Raw genomic sequence first — 26,322 nt, forward strand, 5'->3', positions numbered from 1 at the left:
TCATGCTTGTCCTATACGCCCGAGAAAAAAGGACAAATCAACTATCAAGGAGACGATGCATAAACTAAGAAAGGCTGAATGAGAACACTTGAGGAAAAACGGATGGGAGCTGATGATGATGTGTGGAATAACAGGCTGGGCAGACTTTAAAAAGCAGCTCATCCAACAGGACCATGTAATCAATCAAATGACAGATACATTATCTAAAAGAGGGCCAGACGATACAAATACGTGGAAAAGTGAGCACGTTCTATTTGGGCATAAAAGATTAGCGGTTGTAGATGTAGAAGGCGGAAAACAGCCGATGACATATACACATCAAAACCATGCTTATACCGTTGTATACAATGGAGAGCTTTATAACACAGAGGATATAAGAAAAGAATTGTTAAAAAGGGGCCACCGCTTTCTTGGGCATTCTGATACAGAGGTACTTCTTCACGCCTACACAGAATGGAAGGAAGAGTGTGTGACCCATTTTAATGGTATTTTTGCATTTGCGATTTGGGATAGTGAGCGTGAATTATTATTTGCAGGGAGAGACCGGCTCGGCGTCAAGCCATTTTTCTATACAGAACGTCATCATTCCTTTTTATTTGGTTCAGAAATCAAAGCGCTTCTTGCTCACCCTGATATGAAAGCAAAAGTCGATCATGAGGGATTATCGGAGATTTTTGGTTTAGGACCGTCTAGAACACCAGGGCAAGGAGTGTTTAAAGGGGTAAAAGAGCTGAGACCTGCTCATGCCTTGACCTTTTCAAAAAACGGATTGCGTGTGTGGAGATACTGGAATGTCAAAAGCAAGGTGCATACGGACTCGCTCGATGACACAGCACAGCACGTCAAGGATCTCTTTACAGATGCCGTCACAAGGCAGCTCGTCTCTGATGTGCCTGTTTGTACATTTTTATCGGGGGGCGTTGATTCGAGTGCCATTACCGCCATTGCCGCTAAGCACTTTGAGAAAATAGGGAAAGCACCGCTTCATACGTATTCGGTTGACTACGAAGGGAATGATCAATTCTTTGAAGCAAGTCAATTCCAGCCAAATGCGGACGGTCCATGGATTGACCACATGACCAAGGCGTTTCAAACGAATCATCACAGCTGCATCATTGGACAAAAGGAGCTGGCTGCTTATTTAAAGGAAGCGGTTGAGGTCCGAGACTTACCGGGTATGGCAGATATTGATTCTTCCTTGCTTTGGTTCTGCCGAGAAATTAAAAAGGACTTTGTGGTTGGTTTGTCAGGTGAATGTGCGGATGAAATTTTTGGAGGCTATCCTTGGTTTCATTCGGCAAATGAAACGAATGGTTTTCCTTGGATGAGATCGACGGAAGCTAGAACGCAGCTCTTACAAGACTCGTGGCAAAAGAAGCTGTCACTAAAAGAATATGCACAAAGCAAATATGAAGAAACCGTGGCTGAAACGCCTCTTTTAGATGGAGAAACTGGAGTAGATAAAGCCCGGAGAGAACTTTTTTACTTAAATATGGTCTGGTTTATGACAACGCTGCTAGATCGAAAAGACCGAATGAGTATGGGGGCGAGTCTTGAGGTACGTGTACCATTTGCGGACCATCGTCTTGTCGAATATGTATGGAATATTCCTTGGGAAATGAAAATGCATGGAAATCGTGAAAAAGGGGTTTTACGGAAAGCATTAGAGGGAATTTTACCGAATGAAGTGCTTTATCGCAAGAAGAGTCCTTACCCGAAAACACATCATCCAGCCTATACCCAGGCTGTAAAAGAGATGTTAACAGACTGCCTTGCGCAAAAAGATTCTGTCCTTCACGAATTTCTAGATCCTAATCAATTAAAGCAGCTGATTGAAACGGAAGGAGCTTCCTTTCAAGTGCCTTGGTATGGCCAGCTCATGAAGGGCCCGCAATTAATCGCTCATCTGGCGCAAATTCATCATTGGTTTGAAACGTATCGAATTGATATAGAAGCGTAATAAAGGGTCGGCTTTCTTACATTTGTTGAAGGGAAGCCGGCTTTTTTTGATACATAACATGAGACGAATAGAGCACATCGAAAGTTGATCTAATCTTTCTAATTTGTATAATTAACTTAAAGTGAATTAATTTGGAGGAAAAAGGATAATGAAAATCATTGTGATCGGAGCAGGACCAGGGGGACTTGCGGCAGCTATGATGCTTCAAAGCAAAGGACATGACGTTCATGTATACGAAAAGCAGCCCTTTATCGGCGGACGAAACGCTAAGTTTCAACTGGGTGATTTCACGTTTGATACGGGTCCTACCTTTCTCAGCATGATTCATATTGCAGAGGAGCTGTTCACCTTTGCTGGTAAAAATCTTTATGACTATATTGATGTGATCGAATTAAAAGAAATGTATAGATTGATTTTTCAAGACGATCAGCTAGATATGATACGAGATCGTGATGAAATGTATAGACGGTTAGAAGCCTTTGCAACTGGAGAGGGCGAAGGGTATATTCGATTTATGAACGATACGAAGCGAAAAATGGATCGGCTTACACCTATTTTACAAAGTAAAATGGATCGTTTTCATCATTATTTGCGTCCAAAGGTGCTCAAAGCACTTCCGCAGCTTTCATTGAATAAGAGTTTATATGATGTGCTGTCAGATTATTTCTCAAATGAATCAGTGAAATATGCGTTTACATTTCAATCAAAGTATTTAGGTATGTCACCGTGGGAGTGCCCTGGTGCTTTCTCCATTCTATCATTTATGGAGCATGACACAGGTGTGTTCCATCCGAAGGGCGGGGTCAATCAGCTGTCAGAAGCGATGGCAAAAGCGGCGGTTGAAGCTGGAGCAACGATTCATCTGTCAGCCGGCGTCGAAAAACTGCTGACAGAAGGCAGGAAGGTAAAAGGCATTCGCTTAGAATCTGGGGAAGAAATACAGGCAGATGAGGTTGTCGTAAATGGAGACTTTGCACATGTGATGACAAAGCTTGTAGAGCCAGGACTTTTAAAGAAATATAGCGAGAAAAAATTAAAAAAGAAAAAATTTTCATGCTCCACCTTTATGCTTTATTTAGGATTAGATACCATATATGATGAGCCGCATCATACCATCGTTTTTTCTGATGATTATGCGCAATTTGTCAAAGGCATTACGAAAACATATGAGCTGCCAGATGATCCATCTATTTATATTCAAAATGCTAGTGTCACAGATGACTCACTTGCGCCAAAAGGAAAGTCAGCTCTTTATGTATTGGCACCCGTTGCCAACAATCAAAGCGGCATTGACTGGGAAGCGCATCAAGATGAATTCAGAGAACTTGTACTGAATACACTGGAGCGAAAAACCGGTTTTAAGAATGTAAGGCAGCATATAGAAGTCGAGCGGATGATTACACCGAAGCAATGGGAGGAAGACCTTTACGTATACGAAGGAGCCACATTTAACCTTGGCCACCAGCTGACGCAGATGATGGTCCTAAGGCCGCACAATGAATTTGATGAATTGGATCATTGCTGGCTCGTAGGAGGAGGAACGCACCCAGGAAGCGGACTGCCGACCATTTTAGAATCAGCACGCATCACGACAAATGCGATTCTTTCAAAAGAGAAACATACGCACAAAACATTGCCGCAACAAGAAAAGGGGAGCGCCTCATGACAAAACATATATTGATTGCAGGTGGCGGTATTGGCGGGATGATCTCAGCACTTTATTTAAAAAAAGCGGGACATGATGTTACGCTTATCGAAAAAAACGAGCGACTTGGCGGAAGACTTGCTTTTGTAAGTGAGAAGGGATATAAAGTAGATGAAGGTCCAACCATTGTCCTACTTCCAGATATGTTAAAAGGTATTTTACATGAGGTAGGAATTGACGAAGCATCTCTTGATCTTTTGCAGCTTGATCCGCTGTATACGATTCAATTTCAAGATGGAACCTCCTACACGAAGTACTCCGATGCATTTCGTCAGCTAGAGGAAATCAGACGTGTATTTCCAAAGGAAGATCAAGGATTCCTAAGGTTTATGGAAGAAATGACAGACCGGTTTCAAGAAGGACAACAAGCTTTTCTAGAGAAATCATTTCATGAAAAGCGTACATTTTTTACAAAAGCAAACATGAAAATTTTAATGAAATTAAAGGCGTATCGCACGGTTCAAAGTGCCCTGAAAAAGTATTTCTCAGACGAACGCCTGCGAGATGCATATGCACTTCAAACCCTCTATGTCGGAGGAAATCCATATGAAGCATCTGCTATATATTCGCTTGTTTCATATAGTGAGCACGCACATGGAATCTACTATTTAAAAGGCGGCTATGCGAGTTTAGTAGATATATTGGAAGGGCAGCTCATGAAAATGGGTGTGCATGTGAGAAAAAATGTCGAAGTCACGGAGCTAGAGTTTGATGGGAAGCGCGTGGTTAAAGCAAAAGTCAGTGACGCCCATATAGCAGCTGATGCCTTTGTCATCAACGGAGATTATCCAGCTGCGTTAAAACAGCTTGGTTTAGACGAACAAGATCGGCGAAAATACGTGCCGTCCTCTGGCTGTGTAATGGTGTATCTCGGGTTAAACAAAATGTACCATGATGCGCCTGTGCATCAATTCTTTATGGGCGAACACTTTGATCAGCATATGAAAGAGGTTTTTCAAACGAAGACGATCCCTCAAGATCCGTCGTTTTATACATTTAATCCATCGATCATTGATCCATCTCTTGCCCCGGAAGGCTGTAGTGTTTTATATATGCTGATTCCCGTTCCCTCAGGAGATCATATCAACTGGGAAGAGGAGACAGATTTTGTAGAGAAAATGGTCGATCGTCTTGAGAAAAGAGGCTTTCCAAGATTGCGAGAGTCGATTGTCTGGAAAAAAATCAGAACACCAAATGATTCCTTGCGAGAAGGATTGTTTGAAGGTGGCAGCTTTGGACTTGCGCCTAACTTATTTCAATCAGGTGTGTTCCGCCCGCAAGTGAAGGCAGCTGAGACCGATAATCTTTATGCGGTAGGTGCTTCCATCCATCCTGGTGGCGGAGTGCCGATCGTGATGCAAAGTGCGAAGCTGATGGCGTCTGTGCTGTTAAAAGATTTGAATGACAGAAAGGAAGTGAAACTAAGTGGTTGATGTACAAACAGCATTGAAATTGTGTGAGGAGACCATTCAAACCCATTCTAAAACGTTTTACCGTGCCTTTTCCATGCTGCCTAAAAAGAAAAGACAGGCCGTCTGGGCCGTGTATTCCTTTTGCCGGAGAGCAGATGATATTGTAGATGAGTCCCCCTCGCCAAAAGAGGAGCTTGCCTCCTTTCGAGAGACGTTTGATCGATTTTTACAAGGTGAGGTAGATCGGAATGATCCGATGTGGGTGGCGCTGGCACATACATTTCAAGAGTTTCGTATGGATGAAGCCCCGTTCCGTGACTTGCTCCAAGGTCAGGAGATGGATTTAGAGCAGCACCGATATGAAACGTTAGATGAACTGCTCATTTATTCCTACCATGTTGCTAGTACCGTTGGACTTATGCTGCTTCCTATTATTGCACCGCGTAAAAAAGAACAGCTAAAAGAAGCAGCGATTTCATTAGGGATTGCCATGCAGCTGACCAATATTCTTCGTGACATTGGCGAGGATAAGGCTGAAAGAGACCGCATTTATTTGCCAAAGCAAGTCATGGATCAATTCGGATATACAGAGCAAGAATTGCAAGAAGGCATTATCAATCAAGCATTTCAGCACGTATGGGAGTACATTGCCTTTGAGGCAGAGGCATACTACGAGGAGTTTTTTGACCATCTTCATGAATTCCCGCTCTATTCACGTATACCAGTGAAAGCAGCTGCTCACTTTTATAAAGCCATTTTAGATAAAACAAGAGAAAATGAATACCGCGTGTTTACACAGCGATCATTTATTTCGAACCAAGAAAAAGAACTTATTTTAGAAGATATTACGTAAAAAAGGACTGCACCCGCAGTCCTTTTTATGTGGAAGAAAAGCGATGCTCTGTCCAAACTCTTGAACGCCACCGCCTATACATAAAGATGCCTCTTACCCATTCATCCACGATAAAAGAAATCCAAATCCCAATGAGGCCCATTTCAAGCTGAATGCCTAACAAGTAAGCGATCGGAAGCCCGATGCCCCACATTGAAATCATCGCCATATACACTGGAAACTTCGCATCGCCAGCAGCCCGCAAGGAATTAATAATGACCATATTAAAAGAACGGCCCGGTTCCAAAATAATGGTCAAAAGGAGGAGGGTGGCGGCGGTTTGAATGATCTCGCTGTTGCTAGTAAAGAAAGCAAGCACATGCGTCGATGATAAAGATAAAGCAATAGAAGAAAGAAGGGAGATGCCAATGGCCCAGTATAAGCTTTTCATACATCTGTGATAGGCAGCATCGAATTCCTTCGCCCCAATATGGCGCCCAATTAAAATTTGTGTCCCTTGGCTAATGGCTGCACCAAATAGCATAATGAACATCATGATATTTTGAGTATAAACCTTTGCTGCTAATGCCTGCGTCCCCATGAATGTAATAAACAGTGTAATAATCATTTGGGAGCCGTTATAAGAAAGCTGCTCTCCAGCAGAAGGAATCCCGATCTTTAGCAGCTTTTTTAAATATGTCCGCTGGATGTGAAACATCTTCTTTAGTGAAAAGCGTAATCCAATTCGGCGGCGTACAATGAGGATCATGGCCATTAATCCGATCAATCGAGCGAGTGAGGTCGAAAAAGCGACCCCCATGACACCTAATACAGGGAAACCAAACGGACCAAAAATCACCAAATAGTTACCAGCAACGTTTAACAAGTTCATTCCGATAGTGACATACATCGTATCTCTTGTATATCCGTAGCTTTTTAAAATAGCACTATACGTCATAATGAGCGCTTGAATAAAAGAAAGCAGCCCGACAATTTGTAAAAATATAGTCGCATCCGGCATGAGCTCACTTGATAGGCCCATCAGGTGTAAGATGGGAACAGCTAATCCAAACATGAGAAGGCTAATGACAAAGCTAATCAAGAAATTGGTTCCTAGTGAGACATAGGCGACTTGAGTCGCTTCCTGCTTGCGGCTCGCTCCTAAAAGCTGCGCAATCACAATCGTCGTTCCAGTTGTAATGAAGCTGAACATGACAATCAATAAATTCAGGAGCTGATTGCTTACACCAACTGCTGCAACACTATTATCGGAATATTGGCTGAGCATGAGGGTATCCGCGCTTCCCATCAGCATATATAAAGAGATTTCAATAAAAATAGGCCAAGTTAATGCAAATAATGAAGGGTGGTTTTTCTTCCCCCTAGCTTGAATCTTTTGAATTGGCAGTGATTGAGGTTTCATCAATCAACCTCCTTTCGTATAAATCCGATTTATAGTGTACCTTGCATCGACTATAATAAGAAGAGATGAAACCGAAACTTATTGGAGAAATCCGACTTCATAAGGGGATGAATATGAATCGATTTATTACATTTACTGTACCGCCGTTCCCGGTTTATATCGCTTCAGGCAAAGGCGTATTTCATCAAGGAGAAAGACATATCTCTAGAACCTTCACCGTGTTTGATCTTCTTTATGTCACAAGAGGGCAGCTATGGATCACAGAGGACAGAAAGGCTCATCACGTAAAAGAAGGAGAATATATCATTCTCTCACCTGGCTTGTCGCATGGCGGACACCTGCCATGCGAAGAAGATACGCACTATGAGTGGCTGCATTTCTCAATTGATCCATATGAGCTGACGAATCGGCCGAGAGAACACTGGTTTGATATGAAACAAAATCAAGCCACCTTTGAAAAGCCGGCAACATATGAATTTAGCCTGCCCCGTAAAGGAAAAGTGAAAGGAAGAAATGTATTAGAAAAGCACCTTGCACAGATGCGGGCCCTAAATGATGACGCGTCTGAACTGCCGCTGAAAAAACAGCTTCAGTTTGAAGAACTGCTCATTCATTTACAAAAAGAAGCATTTCATATTCCAAGTGCAAAGGAGAATGTCGCCTCAGAAGTGGTTCATTATCTTGAGCGTCACTTTATGAAGAAACTGCAAATGGAGGAGCTTGCAGAGAAGCTGCACTATCACCCTGATTACATGACAAGGTGTATGCAGACGGTGTATGGACTCACGCCAAACCAATATATCAATCGTCTCAAGGTCGAAAAAGCCAAAAGCATGCTTGCCTCAACGAATGATAAAATCGCAGCGATTGCTGATCACGTAGGCATTGATGATCCTACTTATTTTTCTAAGCTGTTTCGGCAAAACGAAGGCATGACGCCTATCGAGTACCGTCATCTTGCAAAAAGAACGACAAAGTAAAGGAACGTGAACAGATGAAAAGGGAAAAACAAAAGCTTGTGAACATACGACCATTAAACGAAGCTGATTTAGAGTTGGTATGGCATTTAAGATTCAAAGCACCAGACCAGTCCTATCGAGAGTGGAACGCCCCATATTTTCATGAACACGAAATCCCGCTTGCTGCTTTTAAAAAACGATACTTACAGGATACATCCATTCCGCCAAAGCTATATGGTATTGAAATAGACGGCGAAATCAAAGGCACCGTGTCATATTATTGGGAGAATGAACGTACACGGTGGCTTGAATGCGGCATTCTCATTTATGATTCGCGCTTTTGGAGCGGTGGCGTTGGGACAAAGGCACTAAGTCTATGGACTGATAAGTTATTTACACACATTGATATTCCTCGAATTGGTCTTACTACATGGTCGGGAAATGAACGGATGATGCGGTGCGCAGAGAAATGCGGGTTTATCCTTGAGGGAAGACTGCGAAAGGTCCGTTACTACCAAGGAGAGTATTATGATTCGATGCGTTACGGGATGCTGAGAGAGGAATGGCAAAGCCTTCTGCAACATTCAACTGAATAATTCCTTTTCTTTTTAGTACAAAAGTAGCGTATGATTGAATAAACTAAAAAAGAAGGGTGACGAATGAGTTGCGCTGGATTACCGGATGGTTTGTGTCGATTATAGTGGCCGTTTACCTATTTGTAGATGCGCCTAAACATGGGAAGAATAAATGGCTGTGGGCGATTTTAGGCCTTTTATTCGGGCTCTTTACATTTGGAATATACCTGATCAAAACAGGAAGAAAAGGATTGGGCTGGACGGTTCTGATCGTGTCCATTATCATCTATTCTATTTTCATTCTAGTCTATGTCTTTTACTTCTTATTGCTGATGATCGGATACTCAAACGCATAATAGAAAGCACGCGTGTACATAAGGAGGAGTTTGAACGTGAGACTTACAGGGTTATTCGTTTCACTTGCTGTTGCCATTTATTTATGGTTTGATGCGCCAAAGCATGATAAAGACAAATGGCTGTGGGCCATTTTAGGTGTCTTATTTAGTACGATCGTTCTCGGTATTTATTTGATCAAGACAGAGAGGAAGGGACTTGGCTGGACCATTCTTATTTTAACGATTTTGTTTTACCTCATGCTGCTCATCTCTGTTTTGATCGGTATCATTCTTTTTTATCAGGTGGGTCCTTCATGATGAAGGGCTTTTTTCTTTTACCTTTTGCGCTGGCACACCTGCAATAACAATTTTCTCCTCGTGAAAGGAACGGTTTACCACAGCATTTGCTCCGATGGAAATATGATCTGCAATATAGATATCCCCAAACAGCTTAGCACCTGGGCCAATCCATACATGATCCCCAATGGTTGGTACATCTTTTTCATGATGATTCTGACCAATATTCACCCCTTGATGAATATCACAAAATGCCCCGATTTTTGCATGTTTGTTCACAATTAAGAGACCCGTATGATTGATTCTAAGACCGGGACCGAAGACACCAATCGGAATATCAAAGCCAAGCTGCATGCCTTTCTTTTTATGTAAATAGCGATAGAACCATTTGCGAAGTTCAGCACCGCTATTAGAATAGTATTCATATTTTCGTAAAATCCTTTGATATTTCCATATATCATCCCCAAACCACTTAGGTCGTTTACGCTTAATGGCTAATGCTTTCTTGTCCTGAGCTAAGTAGTGGTGGAGATCATGCTTTGTTAAAATCATCAGATCCCTCTCCATTCCCTTTTGTTTCAGAGGAATTATACCATTATAACCATTTATATCAATATAGAATGACGTTTCTTTTTTTCCTTTTCTACATCACTTTCATCCACTTTCCCATATAAAATAAGTGCTTTGTCATGAATAGAACAAAAGAACCAGGAAGAATGATTTGTAATTTTTTTCTACATTATTTCGTCTCACACGTTTATTCTCCCTATAGCAGTAGAGGTTTGTCAAAATGACACGAAATTACTCGTTAAATAGAGAATATAGCATTCATATGCTTTTAGAATCATCTTTTTGAATACAATTGACTTTCATATCTCACATCCTCTAGGCTAGTAAATGAAAATGATAATCTTTATCAATTGGAGGAGTGTTTTATTATGTCCATCAAAACCGTTTCTAAAAATCAGCAATTTTTAGAGCAGCAAAGTCAAAGAGAATCGAATGCAAGGTCTTATCCGAGACGGTTCCCATTAGCCATGCAAAAAGCCGAGGGTATGATCGTGACAGATGCGGATGGCAGAGAGTTTTATGACTGCCTGGCAGGCGCAGGAACACTTGCACTTGGTCACAATCATCCAGTTGTTATAGATGCAATTGAACGTATGCTTCATGAAAAAAGACCGTTGCATACGCTGGACATAACCTCAGAAATTAAAGAAGAATTTGTGAATGAAATTTTTTCTCACTTGCCAGAAGAGTTTGCAAAAAGAGCCAAAATTCAATTTTGTGGACCAACTGGTGGTGACGCCATAGAAGCAGCAATTAAATTAGTCAAAACAGCGACAGGGAATCGAAGCATTCTATCTTTCCATGGTGCGTATCACGGTGCGACACATGCCACGATGTCATTAAGCGGGAATTTATCTCCAAAGGAAAGAGTGCAAGGGTTAATACCTGATGTTCATTTTATGCCTTACCCATATGAATATCGCTGCCCATTTGGAATTGGTGGGAAGAATTCGCACCGCATTTCAAGTTCGTATATTGAGCGCGTATTAAATGATCCTGAAAGTGGTATTCTTCCGCCAGCAGGTATGATCTTTGAAGCAGTGCAGGGCGAGGGGGGCTCCATTCCAGCATCGATTGAATGGATGAAAGAAATGAGAAGAATCACAAAAGAAAAAGGGATCCCACTCATTATTGATGAGGTTCAATCAGGCATCGGCCGAACAGGGAAGATGTTTGCCTTTGAACATGCAGGAATTGTACCTGACGTTATTGTGCTGTCAAAAGCCATTGGTGGAAGCCTGCCGCTTTCAGTTGTGATTTATGATCAAGATTTAGATCAATGGAATCCAGGTGCACACATCGGGACATTTAGAGGGAATCAAATGGCGATGGCTGCTGGAACTGCTACGCTTAAATTTATCAAAGAAACCAACCTGCTTGATCATGTAGAACGGTTAGGAGATCGTATGCAGGCGCATCTAAAAGACATCCAAAAACAAGTCCCTGCTCTCGGTGATGTTCGAGGGAGAGGCTTAATGATTGGCGTTGAAGTAGTAGGTCCAAATGAGAAACAGGATGTGGACGGAAGCTATCCAGCGAATCCAGAGCTGGCCAGTCTTATTCAAAAGAATTGCTTCGACAAAGGCTTAATTGTGGAAACAGGAGGCCGTTTCGGAAGTGTTATTCGATTCTTGCCACCACTCATTATGACAGAAGAACAGCTTGAAAAAGTCATCGCTATTTTTAAAGAGGCCGTGTACGATGCAATCAACTAAGGCTTCAGTGGATTCATTATTTATCAATCAAAGCCAGCTTGGAAGAGAGTCCTTCCAAGCGGCTCTTCATACATCTATCGACAGCTTACTGGATCAATGGCAAAAAGACACAGGACCATACAGTGGAATATTGCCTGGGAAATTAGCGGATAGTGTCGAATCGCTATTTCGATTTCAACCGTCTGGTGAATCCATTGAATCCGTCTTTCAAGATATAAAAGAACATCTTTTGCCGCATTTGATTGATGTATCGCATCCTAAATGCTTGGCACATCTGCATTGTCCACCGCTTATTCCTGCACTTGCCGCAGAGGTGATGGTAAGTTCCTTTAACCAATCAATGGATTCCTTTGATCAAAGCGGTATTGCTTCTTTGGTTGAGGAAGAAATTCTCAAGTGGCTATGTGCGAAGTTTTCTTATGGCGGCCTAGCAGATGGGACATTTACAAGCGGTGGAACCCAATCTAACTACATGGGGCTGCTTCTAGCGAGAGATGCCTTTTGTGAAAACACATGGCAGTGGAATGTTCAGCAGAAAGGCTTACCAAGTGAATCTCACCGCATGAGAATCCTTTGCTCGAAGAATGCTCACTTCACTGTGAAAAAATCTGCCTCCCAGTTAGGTTTAGGAGAGCAGGCAGTCGTACTAGTCGAGACAGATGAGCATCATCGAATGGACCTCAATGATTTGAAAAAGAAGCTGGCTGAGTTGAAGGAGCAGAACTTGCTGCCTTTTGCGGTAGTAGCCACTTGCGGGACAACGGATTTTGGCAGTATTGACCCAGTTCGAGAGGTATATGACCTCGTCAAGCCATACGGTCTTTGGATTCACGCAGATGCTGCCTACGGCGGAGCACTTGTATTAAGCGAAACCTACCGTAAGAAGTTAGACGGTATTGAGCTTGCTGATTCAATCACGATTGACTTTCACAAACAATTTTATCAGCCGATATCCTGCGGGGCATTTTTGCTAAAGGATAAAAGACATTTTGGTTTGATCAATTATCATGCCGATTATCTTAATCCAAAGGAAGACGAGCTCGATGGTATTCTACATCTCGTCAATAAATCTGTCCAAACGACGCGCCGGTTTGATGCTCTGAAATTACTTCTTTCTCTTCGTTTAATTGGAGAAGAAGGCTTTGGAGAAATCATTGACCATACCATTCATTTTGCAAAGGATGTGGCCGCGCTTATTGAGAGAAATGATGACCTTGAAGTGATCAATCCTGAGCCAGAAATCAATGCAGTTGTGTTCCGATTTAAGGATGACGATCAAACAGATGACATCAATAAAATCATTCATCGGACATTATTCAAAAAAGGAACTGCTGTCATTGCAAAAACAGTGGTGAATGACCGAACATGCTTAAAATTCACTTTGTTAAATCCGAGAACGACAATCACACATATTGAGGAAATCCTTTCTGACATCGTTGATATCGGGATTGCTCATATTCAATCCGGGAGGGTACTACGTTGAGTCAATATAAACAAATGGCTGAAAATGCAACCATGCAAAGCTTTTTAAACTGTTTTTTACGCGAAACAGGAATCGATCGATCTGCAAAAAAAGAGACGAGAGCAGATGGCTCACTTGTCTTCATCGCAAAACTAGCAAAGCAAGATCTAGAGCTTGTGATTCCGATCCGATATGTTTCATCTGTTGGCCGCCATCTCTTTGATTTTCCGATTCGCTTTCGCCCGCAAGGCAGTGAACAAGAGGGCGCAATCGTCGATTACACGACACTTGTTGCTTTATGTTCAAAGGAGCTTCTCATTGAATATGGCCGTACAGATGCAGAGGATGAATTCATGCTTCGCATCATTTTAAGCTGCCGAAATATTGAACGGTTCTTAAAGGAGCGAGAAAGTGATCGAGCCGCTCTTTCTGAAGCCGATTTTGAGTATATTGAGGCTGAGCAGTCACTTCTCCTTGGTCATTTAACGCATCCTACCCCAAAAAGCAGACAAGGAATGACAGAGGAGGAGGAAGCGATCTATTCTCCTGAGCTGAAAGGGGCTTTCCAGCTTCATTACTTTAAAGCGCATCATTCGATTGTGCTTCAGGATTCGTCAATTACACAGTCTGCGGCAAGCCTCATGCTAGAGGAGCTCTTGCGCCAGGTACCAGCAGAAAAAGAGAGACTGAATACGTTAGTAGAAAACGGAGAATATGTGCTCATTCCGATTCACCCGCTTCAAGTGAAGGTGGTTATGGAGAAAGCGTTCGTGAACCGTTATATAGAGGAAGGGAAACTCACTTATTTAGGACCGATCGGTTCTGAATACACAGCGACCTCATCCTTCAGAACCGTCTATCAAAAGGATTCTGCTTACATGCTCAAATTCTCTGTTCCTGTGAAAATTACAAACTCCTTACGTGTTAATAAACAAAAGGAACTGGATCGCGGTGTAGAGATGTCGCGCATTTTAAAAACAGAATTAGGCGTTTCTTTATACGATAAATTTTCTGGATTCCGGGTCATTGAAGATCCCGCCTATTTATCCATTCAAGGAGAAGAGGCGGAATCTGGCTTTGAAGTAGTCATTCGTCAAAATCCATTTTTACATCGTGAAAAAGGGGCAAGCTTAATTGCTGGATTATGTCAGGATCATGCGTATGGTGGAAAATCGCGATTAGCAGGGATCATTCATGACCTTGCAGACGCAGAAGGCCGATCACTGGAGGCTGTGAGCCAAGATTGGTTTAAGCAATATTTAACTATTTCGTTAGAACCGATGCTCTGGCTGTTTGAAACGTATGGTCTTGCACTGGAAGCCCATCAGCAAAACGCTGTTGTGCAAATGAAGGGTGGTTACCCGCACACCTTCTATTATCGTGACAACCAAGGCTACTACTATAGTGAATCGAAAAAGGATAAACTCGCAAATCTTGTCCAAAACCTGAGCGTGAGAAGTGAAACGATTTGTGCAGATGAGGTAGCTGTTGAGAGACTGCGTTATTATTTCTTCTTTAATCATTTATTTGGTCTCATTAACGGCTTTGGTACAGAAGGTCTGGCGAAAGAAGAAAACTTGCTCGCCCTTGTGAGAGACACATTGCTCGCTCATGAGGAAACATACGGTGCATCTGAGCTGACAAACAGCCTTCTGCGCTCAAAAGAACTGCCTTCAAAAGCGAATTTGCTGACACGGTTTGAAGATATGGATGAACTGACAGGATCTCTGGAAACACAGTCTCGTTACACAGCTGTCTTGAATCCGCTCTTTTTACATAAGGAGGCGCTGATTGGATGAGGGATCGTATTAAGTTTATTCGCGCTGAATATGAAAGAGATGTCCGGCTTGTCCACAGGTGGATGCAAGAGGAGTATGTTCACCCATTTTGGCATTTGAATATTCCGTTCCCTGCTTTTGAAAAGCATTTTTATCAGGCGGTTCATGATCCGCATCAAACCCTTTATTTAGGCACAATTGATGGGACGCCAATGAGTTATTTTGAGGCATACAACGTCAAAGGTGATGTCATTGAATCTTACTATCAGCCTTCTCCGCATGATCAAGGAATCCATCTATTAATAGGGGAACCGGATTATGTAGGAAAAGGTTTTGCGGCCCCGCTGCTTCAGGCCATGACAGCATTTCAATTTGAGCAGAATAAACGAACAGAAAAAGTCGTCGCTGAGCCGGATATTCGCAATGAAAAAATGATCCATGTATTTGAAAAATGCGGATTTGAACGTGTAAAACCAGTCAATTTACCCGATAAAACAGGTCTTTTAATGTTTTGTGATCGAGAAAGATTCGAAAGGAAGTATAACCATGACGCGGTTCAACAAGCAAAATAATGTAGTGGATGTAATAGGGATCGGCATTGGTCCGTTTAACTTAGGACTTGCCGCATTATCTGAAGAGGTAAATGAAATTGACGCTTTGTTTTTTGAAAGAAGTGAAGCCTTTCATTGGCACCCAGGGATGCTCATTGAGGGGACGACACTGCAAGTTCCCTTTTTAGCGGACCTTGTCAGTATGGCAGATGTGAAAAGTAAATATAGCTTTCTCAACTATTTACAGGAACAAAACCGTTTGTATTCATTTTACTTTCTAGAGGATTTTCATATCCCGCGCAAGGAATATAGTCATTATTGCCGCTGGGTCGCAGACCAGTTAGACTCTTGCCGATTTGGCATGAACGTCGAATCTGTCTCATTGATCGAGAAAGCAGGAGAAAAGCGATATGAAGTGCATGTGCGTCATGTGAAAGACCAAACGGTAGAGGTGTTTGAAAGTAAGCATCTCGTCTTAGGAATTGGTACACAGCCGGCGATACCAGCGTCGCTCCAGCCAGCTTTAGGAGAGAAAGTTTTTCATTCTGCTGACTATTTAAAACGAAAGAAAGAAGGCTGTTTCAAAGGGAAATCTGTGACAGTGATCGGCTCTGGTCAAAGTGCGGCAGAAGTGTTCTATGATATTTTATCAGATGATGAGGCGAAGGATATTCACTGGTTCACACGCTCTAAAGGATTTTTCCCAATGGAATATTCAAACCTTGGTCTTGAATATTTCTCTCCAGATTATATTGATTTCTTTTATGAGCTTCCGCAAACAAAAAAGGATGCGTTGTTAAAGCAGCAAGACTTGCTGTATAAGGGCATCAGCTCTGCAATGATCCGTGATATTTACCATTTGCTTTATGAACGTTCTGCCTGCGGAGAGCAGTTGAACACAGTGCTTCAAGCAATGACGGAGGTCAACTTGATTGAGGAAACAGCTCGCGGCTTGTCCCTTTTATGCACGCAATGGGTCAAAGAGGACACCTATACCCACGAGACAGATATTGTCGTACTGGCGACGGGCTATCAATCGGTACTGCCCCCGTTTATCAATCCAATTTCTCATCACATTCAATGGGACGATCAAGGACGGTTCCAAATCGAACGTGAATATCGCTTAAAAACGAATACAATGGGTGAAAATGATATTTTTGTCCAAAATGCAGAGCTTCATACACATGGCGTTGGCGCTCCAGATTTAGGTCTTGGCGCTTACCGAAACAGTGTGATTATCAATGAACTTGCTCGTCAAACCGTGTATCCACTTTATCAAAAGCACGTCTTCCAGACATTTGGTACACATAAGAACGTCAACACATTTGAAGAAATCAAAGGTTAAGGAGGATGAAGCGATGAGTGTACAAGATGAATTGAAAAAAGCGGTGAATCCGGCTGCTTGGAAAAAGGCAAACCAGCGAATGGTGGCAAAAATGCTGTCTGAATACATGTATGAGGATATGCTTCATCCCGTGCAGCTAGATCATAAGGATGGCATTGCTCAGTATGAATTAATCATTCACGAACATAAGAAATATCGCTATCTTGCAAAACCTCGTTTGTTTGATAGTTTTGATACAATTGCTGAATCAATCGAGTGCTGTCAAGACGGAAAATGGTCAAAGGATGTCAGTGCCATTGTGTTTTTACTAGACATTCAGCCGCTCATTCCAATGTCTTCTGACACAACAGGACACCTTATAAAAGAGCTTCATCACACCCTGTTAGCAGATGTACATTTGCTGTCGAAAAAAGCACTTCGTGCGGATGAACTGACAGATACTGATTATGCATGGATTGAAGGAGAAATGACAGGCCACCCTTGGATTGTGTATAACAAAGGACGCATTGGGTTCAGTTATGATGACTACCTAGCCTATGCACCTGAAAGGCAAGAAAGTGTGCAGCTGTCTTGGATTGCTGTTCACCGGGACCTTGCGACATTCCATGCAGTCGATCATGAAAACTATGAGCAGGTAATTGCCAAAGAGTTAGATGAAGTCACGATCCGTCAATTTCACCGCGTGCTAAAGGATGAAGGATTGATTGCAGCTGATTATTATTTGATGCCTGTTCATAAATGGCAGTGGACACATATGATTATTCAGCATTTCCCAGAAGATTTGGCGTTGCGCCGGATTGTGTATGTAGGAGAGGGACTGGATCAATATATCCCGCAGCAGTCGATCAGAACCTTTACGAACATCTCAAATAAAGGCAAGCATCATATTAAACTGCCAATGAGCATTTTAAATACACTCGTGTACCGAGGACTCCCGTCAGAACGGACAGTCATTGCCCCTCGCATTACAGCGCATATTAAAGGGATCGCGGATCAAGATTCATTTTTATCTGATGTCTGCCGCGTGATATTACCTGGTGAGAATGCAAGTATTAATGTCGATCATCCTTACTATAGCAAACTGCCTGGTGCCCCGTATCAATATCTTGAAATGCTCGGTGTGATTTTTAGAGAAAGCATTTACTCGTACTTAGATGAAGGAGAGAACTCTGTTACACTTGCGGCACTCACTTATGAGGATCATGAAGGTGAGCCATATGTGAAACAGCTGATTGAAAAATCAGGTCTCTCAGCAAAAGAGTGGATGGCGAAATTTTTCCATGTGGTGATGCCGCCGCTATTGCACTTTATGTATCAATACGGCACCGTCTTTTCACCGCACGGACAAAATACGATTCTTGTGTTAAAAGATCATCAGCCTCACCGTTTGGCGATCAAAGATTTCGTCGATGATGTGAATATTAGTGATCAGCCGCTGCCTGAATTGGCTTCTCTAGGAGACGATTTAAAAGAAGTGCTGCGGAGTGAACCGCCGGAAGGCTTAGTGCAGTTTATCTTTACAGGATTGTTTATTTGCAACCTGCGTTACGTATCAAACGTGTTAGAGAACCATCAGCTATTAGATGAAGTGACACTTTGGAGCTTGCTTGCCGAAGAAATTCAGCAGTATCAAAAGCAATTCCCACAGCTGAAGGACCGTTTTGAACTATTTGATCTATTCCAGCCGAAGCTGACAAAGCTGTGCTTAAATCGTAATCGAATGATTGATTATGGGTATGGAGACGGAGATGACCGCCCGCATGCATCAGAGCATGGAAAGGTCACAAATGCACTCGCACATGTTCTTTCGTCCGCCTGTGAGAAGTAATAGAAAAGCTGTAGACATGGGACTGACCCCGTAAGATGAGACAAATAAAAAACACCTTCAAGTTTGAAAATGGATCGTTGTGATCCGAAATAAAACATGGAGGTGTTTTTTCTATGGGGACAAGAGTGAGTTATCCGGTTGAAGTCAAACAGAAGGCTGTAGAAATGAGATTGGCAGGCGTACCTATGAAAGAGATCATGCAGAAATTGAATATCAAGAATAAGACGCAGGTTCAGACATGGGTGAGGTGGCATAAGGCTGGGGATACACACCGGTTCGAACAGCCTGTTGGAAAACAATATACCTATGGAAAGGGTCCCGAGTACTCTTCCGAATTAGAGAGACTGCAGGCAGAAAATCGCTATTTGAGTCAACAGAATGAAGTGTTAAAAAAGTACAACGAATTGGAAAGGAAGTTGATAAGGAAACGTCAATCAAACTGGTAGAAGAATTTCACAAAACGATGACGGTACAGGACATCTGTGTCCATTTAGGCATCTTACGTACTTCGTATTATAGATGGAAAAAGGATCTGACTCAGAATCATTCTAAAAGACAACTAGAGAAACAGGTCGGCACGTTGTGCCGAAAGCACAAATATCGATATGGTTATCGAAAAATCACAGCCATACTAAAAATGAGAATGCGTATTAACCATAAAACTGTTCAACGTATCATGCAGAAAAACCAGTGGCAATGCCGGGTTAAAATGAAAAAGCGTAAGAAGAATGGGCAGCCCTATGCCGTGGCCGGTAACATACTGGATCGGAACTTTCAGTCTGATCGCCCTCTTGAAAAACTAGTAACGGACATCACGTATTTGCCTTATGGACAGAAACAATTGTACCTTTCCAGTATATTGGATTTATATAATGGAGAAGTGATTGCTTTTACGATTGGTGATAAGCAGGACACAGACTTTATCTTAAACACACTTAATCAGCTCCCAGCACTGCCTGAGAATTGCGTGTTACATAGCGATCAAGGTTCTGTATATACATCTTACGAGTATCAGAAAGCTGTTCATATAAAAGGCATTACCATGAGCATGTCCCGTAAAGGGACGCCCGCTGATAATGCCTCCATCGAATCGTTTCATTCCTCACTAAAGTCTGAAACGTTCTATCTTAACAGGATTGACCGCACTACGACCAGCATCGTAGAACGCACTGTCAAAGAATACATTTATTATTATAACAACATTCGTATTCAAACGAAACTAAACAACCAATCACCGATAAACTATCGGCAATTGGCTGTATAAAGGTGTTTTGATCCCTGTCTCAAAAACGGGGGTCAGTCCCCATCAAGTGTCTACAGCTTTATATATTTTACGAAAATGCTTGAGAGGCAAGGAAATAAAGAAGAGCGGGATCGTTCAGCTTTTCTTTTCCACGAATCATCATAAAATGCGCTTTGTTTGTTTTCGTAAAACCTGCTTCAACAAGTGATTCATGGAGGCGCTCAGCTGTTTCCTCCTGCATATCTAAACGAATTGGACCCGAATAAGACGAAATGAGCGAACGGATCAGCGAGAGAGCTGTAAGTTCATCATTTGCAGCAAGCGGACCAATCATTAAATTGGCAGGTGTTTCAACGCCGAACGCAAAGCCCGTTGTGTCGTGATGTTCATTCTTTGCAATGATACGCTGCGCTGCCCGGTTCATCCGGTTTTTTAAAAAGCTTGATCGATTTGTGCCCGCGCCTTTTTCATCTAGTGCTTCAATACACGGAAGGTGCGATTCATCGGCAGGAGACAGGTGGATGTCATCTGACACACGAAGCGCTTCTGGGTTTGGGTTTTGCGCTTTGTAAGTCGTAATGTAACCAGCCGTGTGAAACCCGATTTTTTCGTAAACTGGCCGCCCTTGGACAGTAGCGGTTAAAACGAGAGGAATGCTTTGATCACATTGATCTAGCAGGGTGTCAATCATTTTCCTTGCAAGACCTAAGCCGCGATGTGTCTCAGATACAATGACAGCACCAATTGACGCCATTCGATCATATTGGAAAAGTCCTGCACATGAGATGACTTGTCCATCCGCTGTTGAAAAACCTGTGAAATATCCATTTGTTAAAAGAGATGTGAGCTCTTCCGCATTGTAATCAGGCCAGTCTACCTCTTGAGACAATGCGATAAGATCTGGTATGTCATCGAGTGTTAATGCTCGTTGAACAACGTTTGTCATGACGCGCAACTCCTTCTTAGCTGAATTCATCTATGTGTATCGTACCATAAGAAGGTATAGTGTAAAAATTGAAGTTTATCTAAGTTTCCCAGCAAAAAAGGGCCTCCAATTTCGGAGGTTCTGCATTAATGAACATTAAAATATCGAGCTTCAGGATGAGAAACGACGATCGCTGAAACAGATGCTTCAGGTTCCATCATAAATCCTTCTGTTAGATGGATGCCGATTTTTTCAGGCTGAAGCAGCTTGAACAGCTTTTCTTGGTCTTCAAGATTTGGACAGGCGGGATAACCAAAGGAATAGCGCTGCCCTTGATATTTCGCTTGGAATCGTTTTTCCATTGTGAAATCGACTGGGTCAGGAAAGCCCCATTTGTCACGAATCACTTGGTGGGTTCTTTCGGCTAATCCTTCTGCAAGCTCAAGCGCAAGAGCTTGAACTGCATGCATTTTTAAATAATCTCCTTCTTGCTTAAAGTGCTGCGCGACTTCACGTATACGCGCTCCGGCTGTGACGGCAAATAAGGCAATATAATCTTTCTCCCTTTCACCGCTTCCCCGCACATAATCAGAAATGGAGCGGTACGGAAGCTTCTCCTGTCTTGGAAATTGGAATGTTTCAATGATACGGTCAGGCGCTTCGGGATCATAAATATGCAGATCATTTCCGTTTGAACTGGCAGGATAAAATTGATAGACAAATGCAGGCGCAAACCAGTTTTTCTCTCTGCCTTCGTTTAGAAGATCTGTGACAAGCTGCTTTAATTCCAATGCTTTTGGATGCTGTTCGGCCAACAGCTTTTTCACCTTTCCTTTTAATCCAAGGTGGTGGCCAATGAGCATTTGTTCATTCACATAAGGCATAATGTGATGCAGATCGATGTCTCTTACATAATGACGTGCCGTATTTTCTGGTGTGAAAATAGGTGCCTCAGGGAGTGCCGCACGTTTTTCTAGTAATTCAATGACAGCTTGTGGCTGCTTTGTTTCTTTCTCTTTGACAGGTGCCACAGACTCTTCGTCGGGCTTTATTTGAAACTGAAGAGGATTTGCTTTTAACTCATTGGCTAAAGATAAGCCGTCCATCGCATCTTTTGCGTAAAGAACCGGTCCGTCATAATGAGGCGAAATCTTCATTTTCGTAAATTTCCGAGAAAGTGCAGCGCCACCGACCAAAATGGGCACGGAAATATTCGCCTTTTGTAAATCCTGAGCGGTGAGTACCATTTGCTGGGCTGACTTCACAAGCAATCCTGATAATCCAATCATATCTGGCTTTTCCTTTTGCACAGCTTCGATCAATGTTTGAGGTGTCACCTTGATCCCGAGATCGACCACTTGAAAGCCGTTATTACTCAAAATGATGTCGACAAGGTTTTTTCCAATATCATGGACATCTCCTTTTACAGTGGCAAGTAGAATCTTACCTTTTCCGTTTGCATGCTGCTTTTCCATATATTGCTCGAGATACGATACAGATGCCTTCATGACCTCTGCCGACTGAAGCACTTCCGCCACAATCAGTTCGTTTTGATTGAAAAGACGTCCAACCTCAGCCATTCCCTGCATTAACGGACCATTGATGATATGAAGTGGTGATTCAAATTGCTCTAGAGCAAGGGATAAATCATCGATAAGTCCTTCTTTTGTTCCTTCGACGACGTAGAGTGCTAGCCTTTCATCAAGTGATAAGGAGACCTTTGGTTTTTTCTCCGTTTTCTTTTTGCCTCGGTAAAATTGGGTGAATTCAGCAAGGGTTTGATCATTTGTTTCATAGAGCAGTGTTTCAGCCAGCTTGATTTCTTCCTTTGGAATGGAAGCGAAGCGTTCAAGCTTTTCTGTATTCACGATGGCGTAGTCAAGTCCTGCTTGGACGCAGTGATACAAGTAGACGGCATTCAAGATTTCTCTCCCAAGAGGCGGGAGTCCAAATGACACGTTGCTGATGCCTAAAATCGTCAAGCACTCAGGCAGGTTTTCCTTGATCATTTTGATGCCTTTGATCGTTTCTTCGGCAGCGCCAATATACTGCTCGTCTCCAGTGCCTACTGGAAAGACAAGTGGATCAAAAATGATGTCACTTGCGGGAATGCCATATTTCTTCGTTAATAGATCATGAGAGCGTACGGCAATCTCCAGCTTTCGTTCTGCTGTTACAGCCATCCCTGTTTCATCGATCGTGCCGACAACAAGTGCACCGCCGTATAGCTTCACAAGTGGAAGAATTTCTTCGAAGCGTTCTTCGCCATCCTCAAGGTTAATGGAATTGATGATGGCTTTCCCTTGGGAATATGTGAGCGCTTTTTCGATCACGTGTTTATCCGTTGAATCAATGACAAAAGGGGCTTTGACTTTTTTCATAGCCTCTTGTAAAAAGCCTTCCATGTCAGCCGCCTCCTCGCGATCTGGATCAGCGAGACACATATCAATCACGTGAGCGCCGTTTTTTACCTGTGCACGAGCAATTTCTGATGCTTCTTCAAACTTTTGTTCCGCAATGAGTCGTTTGAATTTGCGTGAACCAATCACGTTGGTTCGTTCTCCTACAAAAAGAGGGCGCATTGACTCCTCATATATCAGGGGCTCAATTCCTGAGACGGTATGCTGAGACGATTCATGCGCAATGTGACGCGGCTGAATCGTTCGTACTTCATCTGACAATGCCTGTATATGTGCAGGTGTTGTTCCGCAGCAGCCGCCAACAATATTTAACCAGCCTTCCTTGGCAAAGGCGGAAATTTTTTTAGCAAGTGAAGCAGGGGATTCATGATATTGACCTTCTTCATCTGGTAGACCAGCATTTGGATAGCAGCTAACCGCTGACTTGGCGATGGAGGAGAGCGTGCGGATATGGTCTGTCATGAATTCAGGACCCGTCGCACAGTTCAGGCCGACACTCATTGGTTTCATATGCTCAAGAGAGATATAAAAGGCTTCAATATCCTGACCAGCGAGGGTAGTGCCCATCGGTTCAATCGTACCTGATACCATGAGAGGCAACTCAATACCTGTCTGCTGGAAGGCTTCCTGAATGCCTTTGAACCCAGCTTTTACATTCAGCATGTCTTGACTTGTTTCTAAAAGAAGGGCATCACATTTGCCATCAATCAAGGCGCGGGCCTGCTCTTCATAGTTTTTGACGAGCTCATCGAAGGTTGTGCCGCCTGTCACAGATAATGTTTTCGTAGTGGGACCCATCGCGCCAACAACAAATCGAGGCTGCTCCGGCGTGGAGAAACGGTCAGCTTCGTCCTTTGCCAGCTGGGCAGCCCGTACATTGAGTTCATAGGCAAGGTGGCCAAGCCCGTATTCGTCAAGGACGAGCTTTGTAGCCCCGAACGTATTCGTTTCAATGAGGTCGGCGCTTGCCTCAAGGTATTCTCTATGAATCGCGCGGATGATGTGAGGGGCTGTCACATTCAAATACTCGTTACAGCCCTCATACTCTTCTCCGCCAAAGTCTTCTGCTGTGAGATTGGCATTTTGAATCATGGTCCCCATTGCACCATCAAGGATGAGGATGCGTTTCTTAAGCTGTTCAGTGATAGTTGACATGGGTGTTTGACTCCTTTTCTTTCTGATGAATGTAGGTGGTTAGTTCTGCTGTTAAGTCTGATCGAAGGAAAGGGGTAATTAAATAAATGCCGTTAAACAATTCGCAGGCTGTATCTAATAAAGAGCGGGCAATCGCTAAGCCTTCTGCTCGCTGCTTCTCTTTATCCTCACCAGCCTTGGCCATAATGTCACGAATGGAATCAGATAATTTGATGCCTGGAATTTCATGATGAATAAATTCCGCATTTCGGCTGCTTGTTAACGGCATAACGCCAATATAAATCGGCTTATCTAAATGACGGCTCTCCTCATGAATTTTCACAAGCTGTTCCTCAGAATAAACAGGCTGTGAAATAAAATAATCAGCACCGTATTCGATTTTTTTCTCAAGACGTTTGACCGCTTTATCAATGTGGCGAACATTTGGATTAAACGCGCCAGCTACTGAAAAATTGGTCTTTTTGCCAAGCGGCTTCCCTGAGAAAGAAAGGCCTTCGTTAAACTGCTTAATCAGCCGAATCAAATCAAAGGAGGTTAAATCATACACAGACGTTGCACCCGGAAAATCTCCAATCTTAGAAGGGTCGCCTGTAATGGCTAAAATATCAGTTAAACCAAGGGTGTCGAGACCCATCAAATGGGATTGAAGCCCAATCAAATTACGATCACGGCACGTGATATGGACGAGTGAACGCATATCAAGCTGCTGTTTCAATAATGCCCCGCAAGCCACATTGCTAATGCGCGGAGTCGCAAGAGAATTATCGGCTAATGTCAATGCATCAATGCCTGCATTCTTTAACTCATTTGCCGCGACGAGGAATTTTTCGAAGTTCAGCTTCTTCGGCGGATCAAGCTCTACAATAATCGTCCGTTTTTTCGTAGCGAGCTCATCAAGACCTGGTTCAGTCCGCTGATCTTGAATCGAAATGACTTCTTCTTTTAATACTTTCACTTCTTTTTCAGTGATCGGGGCTAAATCCTTGACCGCTTCAGCCATTGCGTGAATATGCTGAGGCGTTGTTCCGCAGCAGCCGCCGATAATACGTGCGCCTTGATTTCTAAATTCAAGTGCACTTTTTCGAAAATAATCGTTATCTGTATCATAGACGAGTCTGCCTTCTTCAAGAGAGGGAAGACTGCTGTTGGGATAGACTGATAAATGAGAATTTTCTAAAATTGGAACGCCTTCGAGTGCCTGAATCATATGATAAGGGCCAAGCCGGCAGTTGATGCCAACGACGTCTGCGCCAAGAGAGGACAATTCAGATAAACCATCCTTGAGCGGTGTTCCATCCTGCAACACACCTTGTTCATGCATGGAGACGTTCATGACAATCGGGAGAGTCGTTTCTTTTCGTGCAATTTGGAGAACGGCCTTCGCTTCTTCCATGTCATAATACGTTTCTAGCAATAATCCATCGGGCTGCTCATTTAATAGAATGTACAGCTGCTCTCTAAAGCTTCGTTTAATTTCTTCAATTGTATAGGCATTTTTGTTAAACGTTCGAATGCCGCCGATCGTTCCAAGGACATAAGCAGAGCCGGCGGCTGCTTTTGCGATTTGTACCGCCTTTGTATTGATGCGCTTTGTTTCTTCCTCTAAGCCGTAGCGGGATAGTTTAATATAATTTGCGCCGTACGTATTTGTTTGAATGATGTCCGCACCAGCCTGCACATATGCTTCGTGCACGCGCCTTACTTCATCTTCTTTCGATAAATTTAATTCTTCAAAGCAGCGGTCAATGCCGTAAGAGTATAAAAGTGTTCCCATTGCACCGTCAGCAATCAGTACGCGGTTTTGTAAGTCTTGTAATAGGCCCATTGGTTTC

The 26,322-nt window shown here is 42.9% G+C and carries 20 protein-coding genes; 15 read left to right on the forward strand and 5 right to left on the reverse strand.

Annotated elements, in window-relative coordinates:
- Positions 1-118 precede the first annotated feature (118 nt).
- The 4 genes from asnB (at position 119) to MKZ05_RS05470 (ending at position 5,930) form a co-directional block, all read left to right on the forward strand.
- The gene (gene asnB / locus MKZ05_RS05455; RefSeq protein WP_339161706.1) at positions 119-1,960 is read left to right on the forward strand and encodes an asparagine synthase (glutamine-hydrolyzing); all 1,842 of its coding nucleotides are present in this window, start codon (positions 119-121) and stop codon (positions 1,958-1,960) included.
- Between the two features lie 148 nt (positions 1,961-2,108).
- Positions 2,109-3,626 carry a phytoene desaturase family protein gene (gene crtI / locus MKZ05_RS05460; RefSeq protein ID WP_339161708.1) on the forward strand — a complete coding sequence of 506 codons (1,518 nt, stop codon included), beginning with the start codon at positions 2,109-2,111 and terminating at the stop codon, positions 3,624-3,626.
- A complete protein-coding gene (gene crtI / locus MKZ05_RS05465; protein ID WP_339161709.1) occupies positions 3,623-5,098 on the forward strand; it encodes a phytoene desaturase family protein in 1,476 nt (491 codons plus the stop codon). The genes crtI (MKZ05_RS05460) and crtI (MKZ05_RS05465) overlap by 4 nt, the downstream gene beginning before the upstream one ends.
- Positions 5,091-5,930 carry a phytoene/squalene synthase family protein gene (locus MKZ05_RS05470; RefSeq protein WP_050945342.1) on the forward strand — a complete coding sequence of 280 codons (840 nt, stop codon included), beginning with the start codon at positions 5,091-5,093 and terminating at the stop codon, positions 5,928-5,930. Before crtI (MKZ05_RS05465) ends, MKZ05_RS05470 begins: the two co-directional genes overlap by 8 nt.
- A 25-nt stretch (positions 5,931-5,955) precedes the next feature.
- On the opposite strand, the gene MKZ05_RS05475 is transcribed toward MKZ05_RS05470, so the two are convergent.
- Positions 5,956-7,332 carry an MATE family efflux transporter gene (locus MKZ05_RS05475; protein ID WP_251191007.1) on the reverse strand — a complete coding sequence of 459 codons (1,377 nt, stop codon included), beginning with the start codon at positions 7,330-7,332 and terminating at the stop codon, positions 5,956-5,958.
- Between the two features lie 113 nt (positions 7,333-7,445).
- Between MKZ05_RS05475 and MKZ05_RS05480 the strand changes: the two genes are divergently transcribed.
- From MKZ05_RS05480 to MKZ05_RS05495, 4 genes are all read left to right on the forward strand, one after another.
- Entirely contained in the window at positions 7,446-8,312 is an 867-nt protein-coding gene (locus MKZ05_RS05480) for an AraC family transcriptional regulator (protein ID WP_003210875.1), read from the forward strand.
- A gap of 14 nt (positions 8,313-8,326) precedes the next feature.
- Positions 8,327-8,887, forward strand: a complete 561-nt coding sequence (locus tag MKZ05_RS05485) for a GNAT family protein (RefSeq protein ID WP_003211119.1) — start codon at positions 8,327-8,329, stop codon at positions 8,885-8,887.
- A gap of 68 nt (positions 8,888-8,955) precedes the next feature.
- Positions 8,956-9,222, forward strand: coding sequence for a hypothetical protein (locus MKZ05_RS05490; protein WP_003212235.1), 267 nt, complete (start codon positions 8,956-8,958; stop codon positions 9,220-9,222).
- 36 nt (positions 9,223-9,258) lie between these two features.
- The gene (locus MKZ05_RS05495; protein ID WP_080984794.1) at positions 9,259-9,519 is read left to right on the forward strand and encodes a hypothetical protein; all 261 of its coding nucleotides are present in this window, start codon (positions 9,259-9,261) and stop codon (positions 9,517-9,519) included.
- Here MKZ05_RS05495 and MKZ05_RS05500 read toward each other — a convergent pair.
- The gene (locus MKZ05_RS05500) at positions 9,514-10,050 is read right to left on the reverse strand and encodes a serine acetyltransferase (protein ID WP_034620007.1); all 537 of its coding nucleotides are present in this window, start codon (positions 10,048-10,050) and stop codon (positions 9,514-9,516) included. The genes MKZ05_RS05495 and MKZ05_RS05500 overlap by 6 nt on opposite strands.
- Before the next feature lie 386 nt (positions 10,051-10,436).
- Here MKZ05_RS05500 and MKZ05_RS05505 point away from each other — a divergent pair, with 386 nt between their 5' ends.
- The 7 genes from MKZ05_RS05505 (at position 10,437) to MKZ05_RS05535 (ending at position 20,011) form a co-directional block, all read left to right on the forward strand.
- Positions 10,437-11,783: an aspartate aminotransferase family protein gene (locus MKZ05_RS05505; RefSeq protein ID WP_339161714.1), complete on the forward strand. Its 1,347-nt coding sequence runs from the start codon at positions 10,437-10,439 to the stop codon at positions 11,781-11,783.
- A complete protein-coding gene (locus MKZ05_RS05510; protein WP_339161717.1) occupies positions 11,770-13,266 on the forward strand; it encodes an aspartate aminotransferase family protein in 1,497 nt (498 codons plus the stop codon). The genes MKZ05_RS05505 and MKZ05_RS05510 overlap by 14 nt, the downstream gene beginning before the upstream one ends.
- The gene (locus tag MKZ05_RS05515) at positions 13,263-15,044 is read left to right on the forward strand and encodes an IucA/IucC family protein (RefSeq protein WP_339161720.1); all 1,782 of its coding nucleotides are present in this window, start codon (positions 13,263-13,265) and stop codon (positions 15,042-15,044) included. Before MKZ05_RS05510 ends, MKZ05_RS05515 begins: the two co-directional genes overlap by 4 nt.
- Positions 15,041-15,595: a GNAT family N-acetyltransferase gene (locus MKZ05_RS05520; RefSeq protein WP_284906215.1), complete on the forward strand. Its 555-nt coding sequence runs from the start codon at positions 15,041-15,043 to the stop codon at positions 15,593-15,595. Before MKZ05_RS05515 ends, MKZ05_RS05520 begins: the two co-directional genes overlap by 4 nt.
- Positions 15,570-16,919 carry a lysine N(6)-hydroxylase/L-ornithine N(5)-oxygenase family protein gene (locus MKZ05_RS05525; protein WP_339161723.1) on the forward strand — a complete coding sequence of 450 codons (1,350 nt, stop codon included), beginning with the start codon at positions 15,570-15,572 and terminating at the stop codon, positions 16,917-16,919. Before MKZ05_RS05520 ends, MKZ05_RS05525 begins: the two co-directional genes overlap by 26 nt.
- A gap of 13 nt (positions 16,920-16,932) precedes the next feature.
- Complete coding sequence (locus MKZ05_RS05530; RefSeq protein WP_339161725.1) at positions 16,933-18,747, forward strand: IucA/IucC family siderophore biosynthesis protein; 1,815 nt, start codon at positions 16,933-16,935, stop codon at positions 18,745-18,747.
- 113 nt (positions 18,748-18,860) lie between these two features.
- Positions 18,861-20,011 (forward strand): IS3 family transposase gene (locus MKZ05_RS05535; RefSeq protein ID WP_339160451.1). Its coding sequence is split into 2 segments (ribosomal slippage): positions 18,861-19,134 and positions 19,134-20,011, totalling 1,152 coding nucleotides; the frame shifts between segments, so codons are not numbered across the junction.
- A gap of 67 nt (positions 20,012-20,078) precedes the next feature.
- Here MKZ05_RS05535 and MKZ05_RS05540 read toward each other — a convergent pair.
- The 3 genes from MKZ05_RS05540 to MKZ05_RS05550 all read right to left on the reverse strand — a co-directional run bounded on the left by MKZ05_RS05540 (position 20,079) and on the right by MKZ05_RS05550 (position 26,315).
- Positions 20,079-20,936: a GNAT family N-acetyltransferase gene (locus MKZ05_RS05540; RefSeq protein WP_339161728.1), complete on the reverse strand. Its 858-nt coding sequence runs from the start codon at positions 20,934-20,936 to the stop codon at positions 20,079-20,081.
- A gap of 125 nt (positions 20,937-21,061) precedes the next feature.
- Positions 21,062-24,490 carry a methionine synthase gene (gene metH, locus MKZ05_RS05545; protein WP_339161731.1) on the reverse strand — a complete coding sequence of 1,143 codons (3,429 nt, stop codon included), beginning with the start codon at positions 24,488-24,490 and terminating at the stop codon, positions 21,062-21,064.
- Complete coding sequence (locus MKZ05_RS05550) at positions 24,474-26,315, reverse strand: bifunctional homocysteine S-methyltransferase/methylenetetrahydrofolate reductase (RefSeq protein ID WP_137054802.1); 1,842 nt, start codon at positions 26,313-26,315, stop codon at positions 24,474-24,476. Before MKZ05_RS05550 ends, metH begins: the two co-directional genes overlap by 17 nt.
- Between the last annotated feature and the right edge of the window lie 7 nt (positions 26,316-26,322).

It is taken from the genome of Bacillus sp. FSL M8-0277, assembly GCF_037975305.1.
Lineage (GTDB): Bacteria > Bacillota > Bacilli > Bacillales > Bacillaceae > Bacillus > Bacillus pumilus.

Bases quoted from the DNA above. Each gene is read 5' to 3' on its own strand.
- MKZ05_RS05550 (WP_137054802.1), bottom strand. From the start codon at position 26,315: ATGGGCCTATTACAAGACTTACAAAACCGCGTACTGATTGCTGACGGT.
- crtI (WP_339161709.1), top strand. From the start codon at position 3,623: ATGACAAAACATATATTGATTGCAGGTGGCGGTATTGGCGGGATGATC.
- MKZ05_RS05520 (WP_284906215.1), top strand. From the start codon at position 15,041: ATGAGGGATCGTATTAAGTTTATTCGCGCTGAATATGAAAGAGATGTC.
- crtI (WP_339161708.1), top strand. From the start codon at position 2,109: ATGAAAATCATTGTGATCGGAGCAGGACCAGGGGGACTTGCGGCAGCT.
- MKZ05_RS05500 (WP_034620007.1), bottom strand. From the start codon at position 10,050: ATGATTTTAACAAAGCATGATCTCCACCACTACTTAGCTCAGGACAAG.
- asnB (WP_339161706.1), top strand. From the start codon at position 119: ATGTGTGGAATAACAGGCTGGGCAGACTTTAAAAAGCAGCTCATCCAA.
- MKZ05_RS05485 (WP_003211119.1), top strand. From the start codon at position 8,327: ATGAAAAGGGAAAAACAAAAGCTTGTGAACATACGACCATTAAACGAA.
- metH (WP_339161731.1), bottom strand. From the start codon at position 24,490: ATGTCAACTATCACTGAACAGCTTAAGAAACGCATCCTCATCCTTGAT.
- MKZ05_RS05505 (WP_339161714.1), top strand. From the start codon at position 10,437: ATGTCCATCAAAACCGTTTCTAAAAATCAGCAATTTTTAGAGCAGCAA.
- MKZ05_RS05530 (WP_339161725.1), top strand. From the start codon at position 16,933: ATGAGTGTACAAGATGAATTGAAAAAAGCGGTGAATCCGGCTGCTTGG.
- MKZ05_RS05510 (WP_339161717.1), top strand. From the start codon at position 11,770: ATGCAATCAACTAAGGCTTCAGTGGATTCATTATTTATCAATCAAAGC.
- MKZ05_RS05525 (WP_339161723.1), top strand. From the start codon at position 15,570: ATGACGCGGTTCAACAAGCAAAATAATGTAGTGGATGTAATAGGGATC.
- MKZ05_RS05540 (WP_339161728.1), bottom strand. From the start codon at position 20,936: ATGACAAACGTTGTTCAACGAGCATTAACACTCGATGACATACCAGAT.
- MKZ05_RS05475 (WP_251191007.1), bottom strand. From the start codon at position 7,332: ATGAAACCTCAATCACTGCCAATTCAAAAGATTCAAGCTAGGGGGAAG.
- MKZ05_RS05480 (WP_003210875.1), top strand. From the start codon at position 7,446: ATGAATCGATTTATTACATTTACTGTACCGCCGTTCCCGGTTTATATC.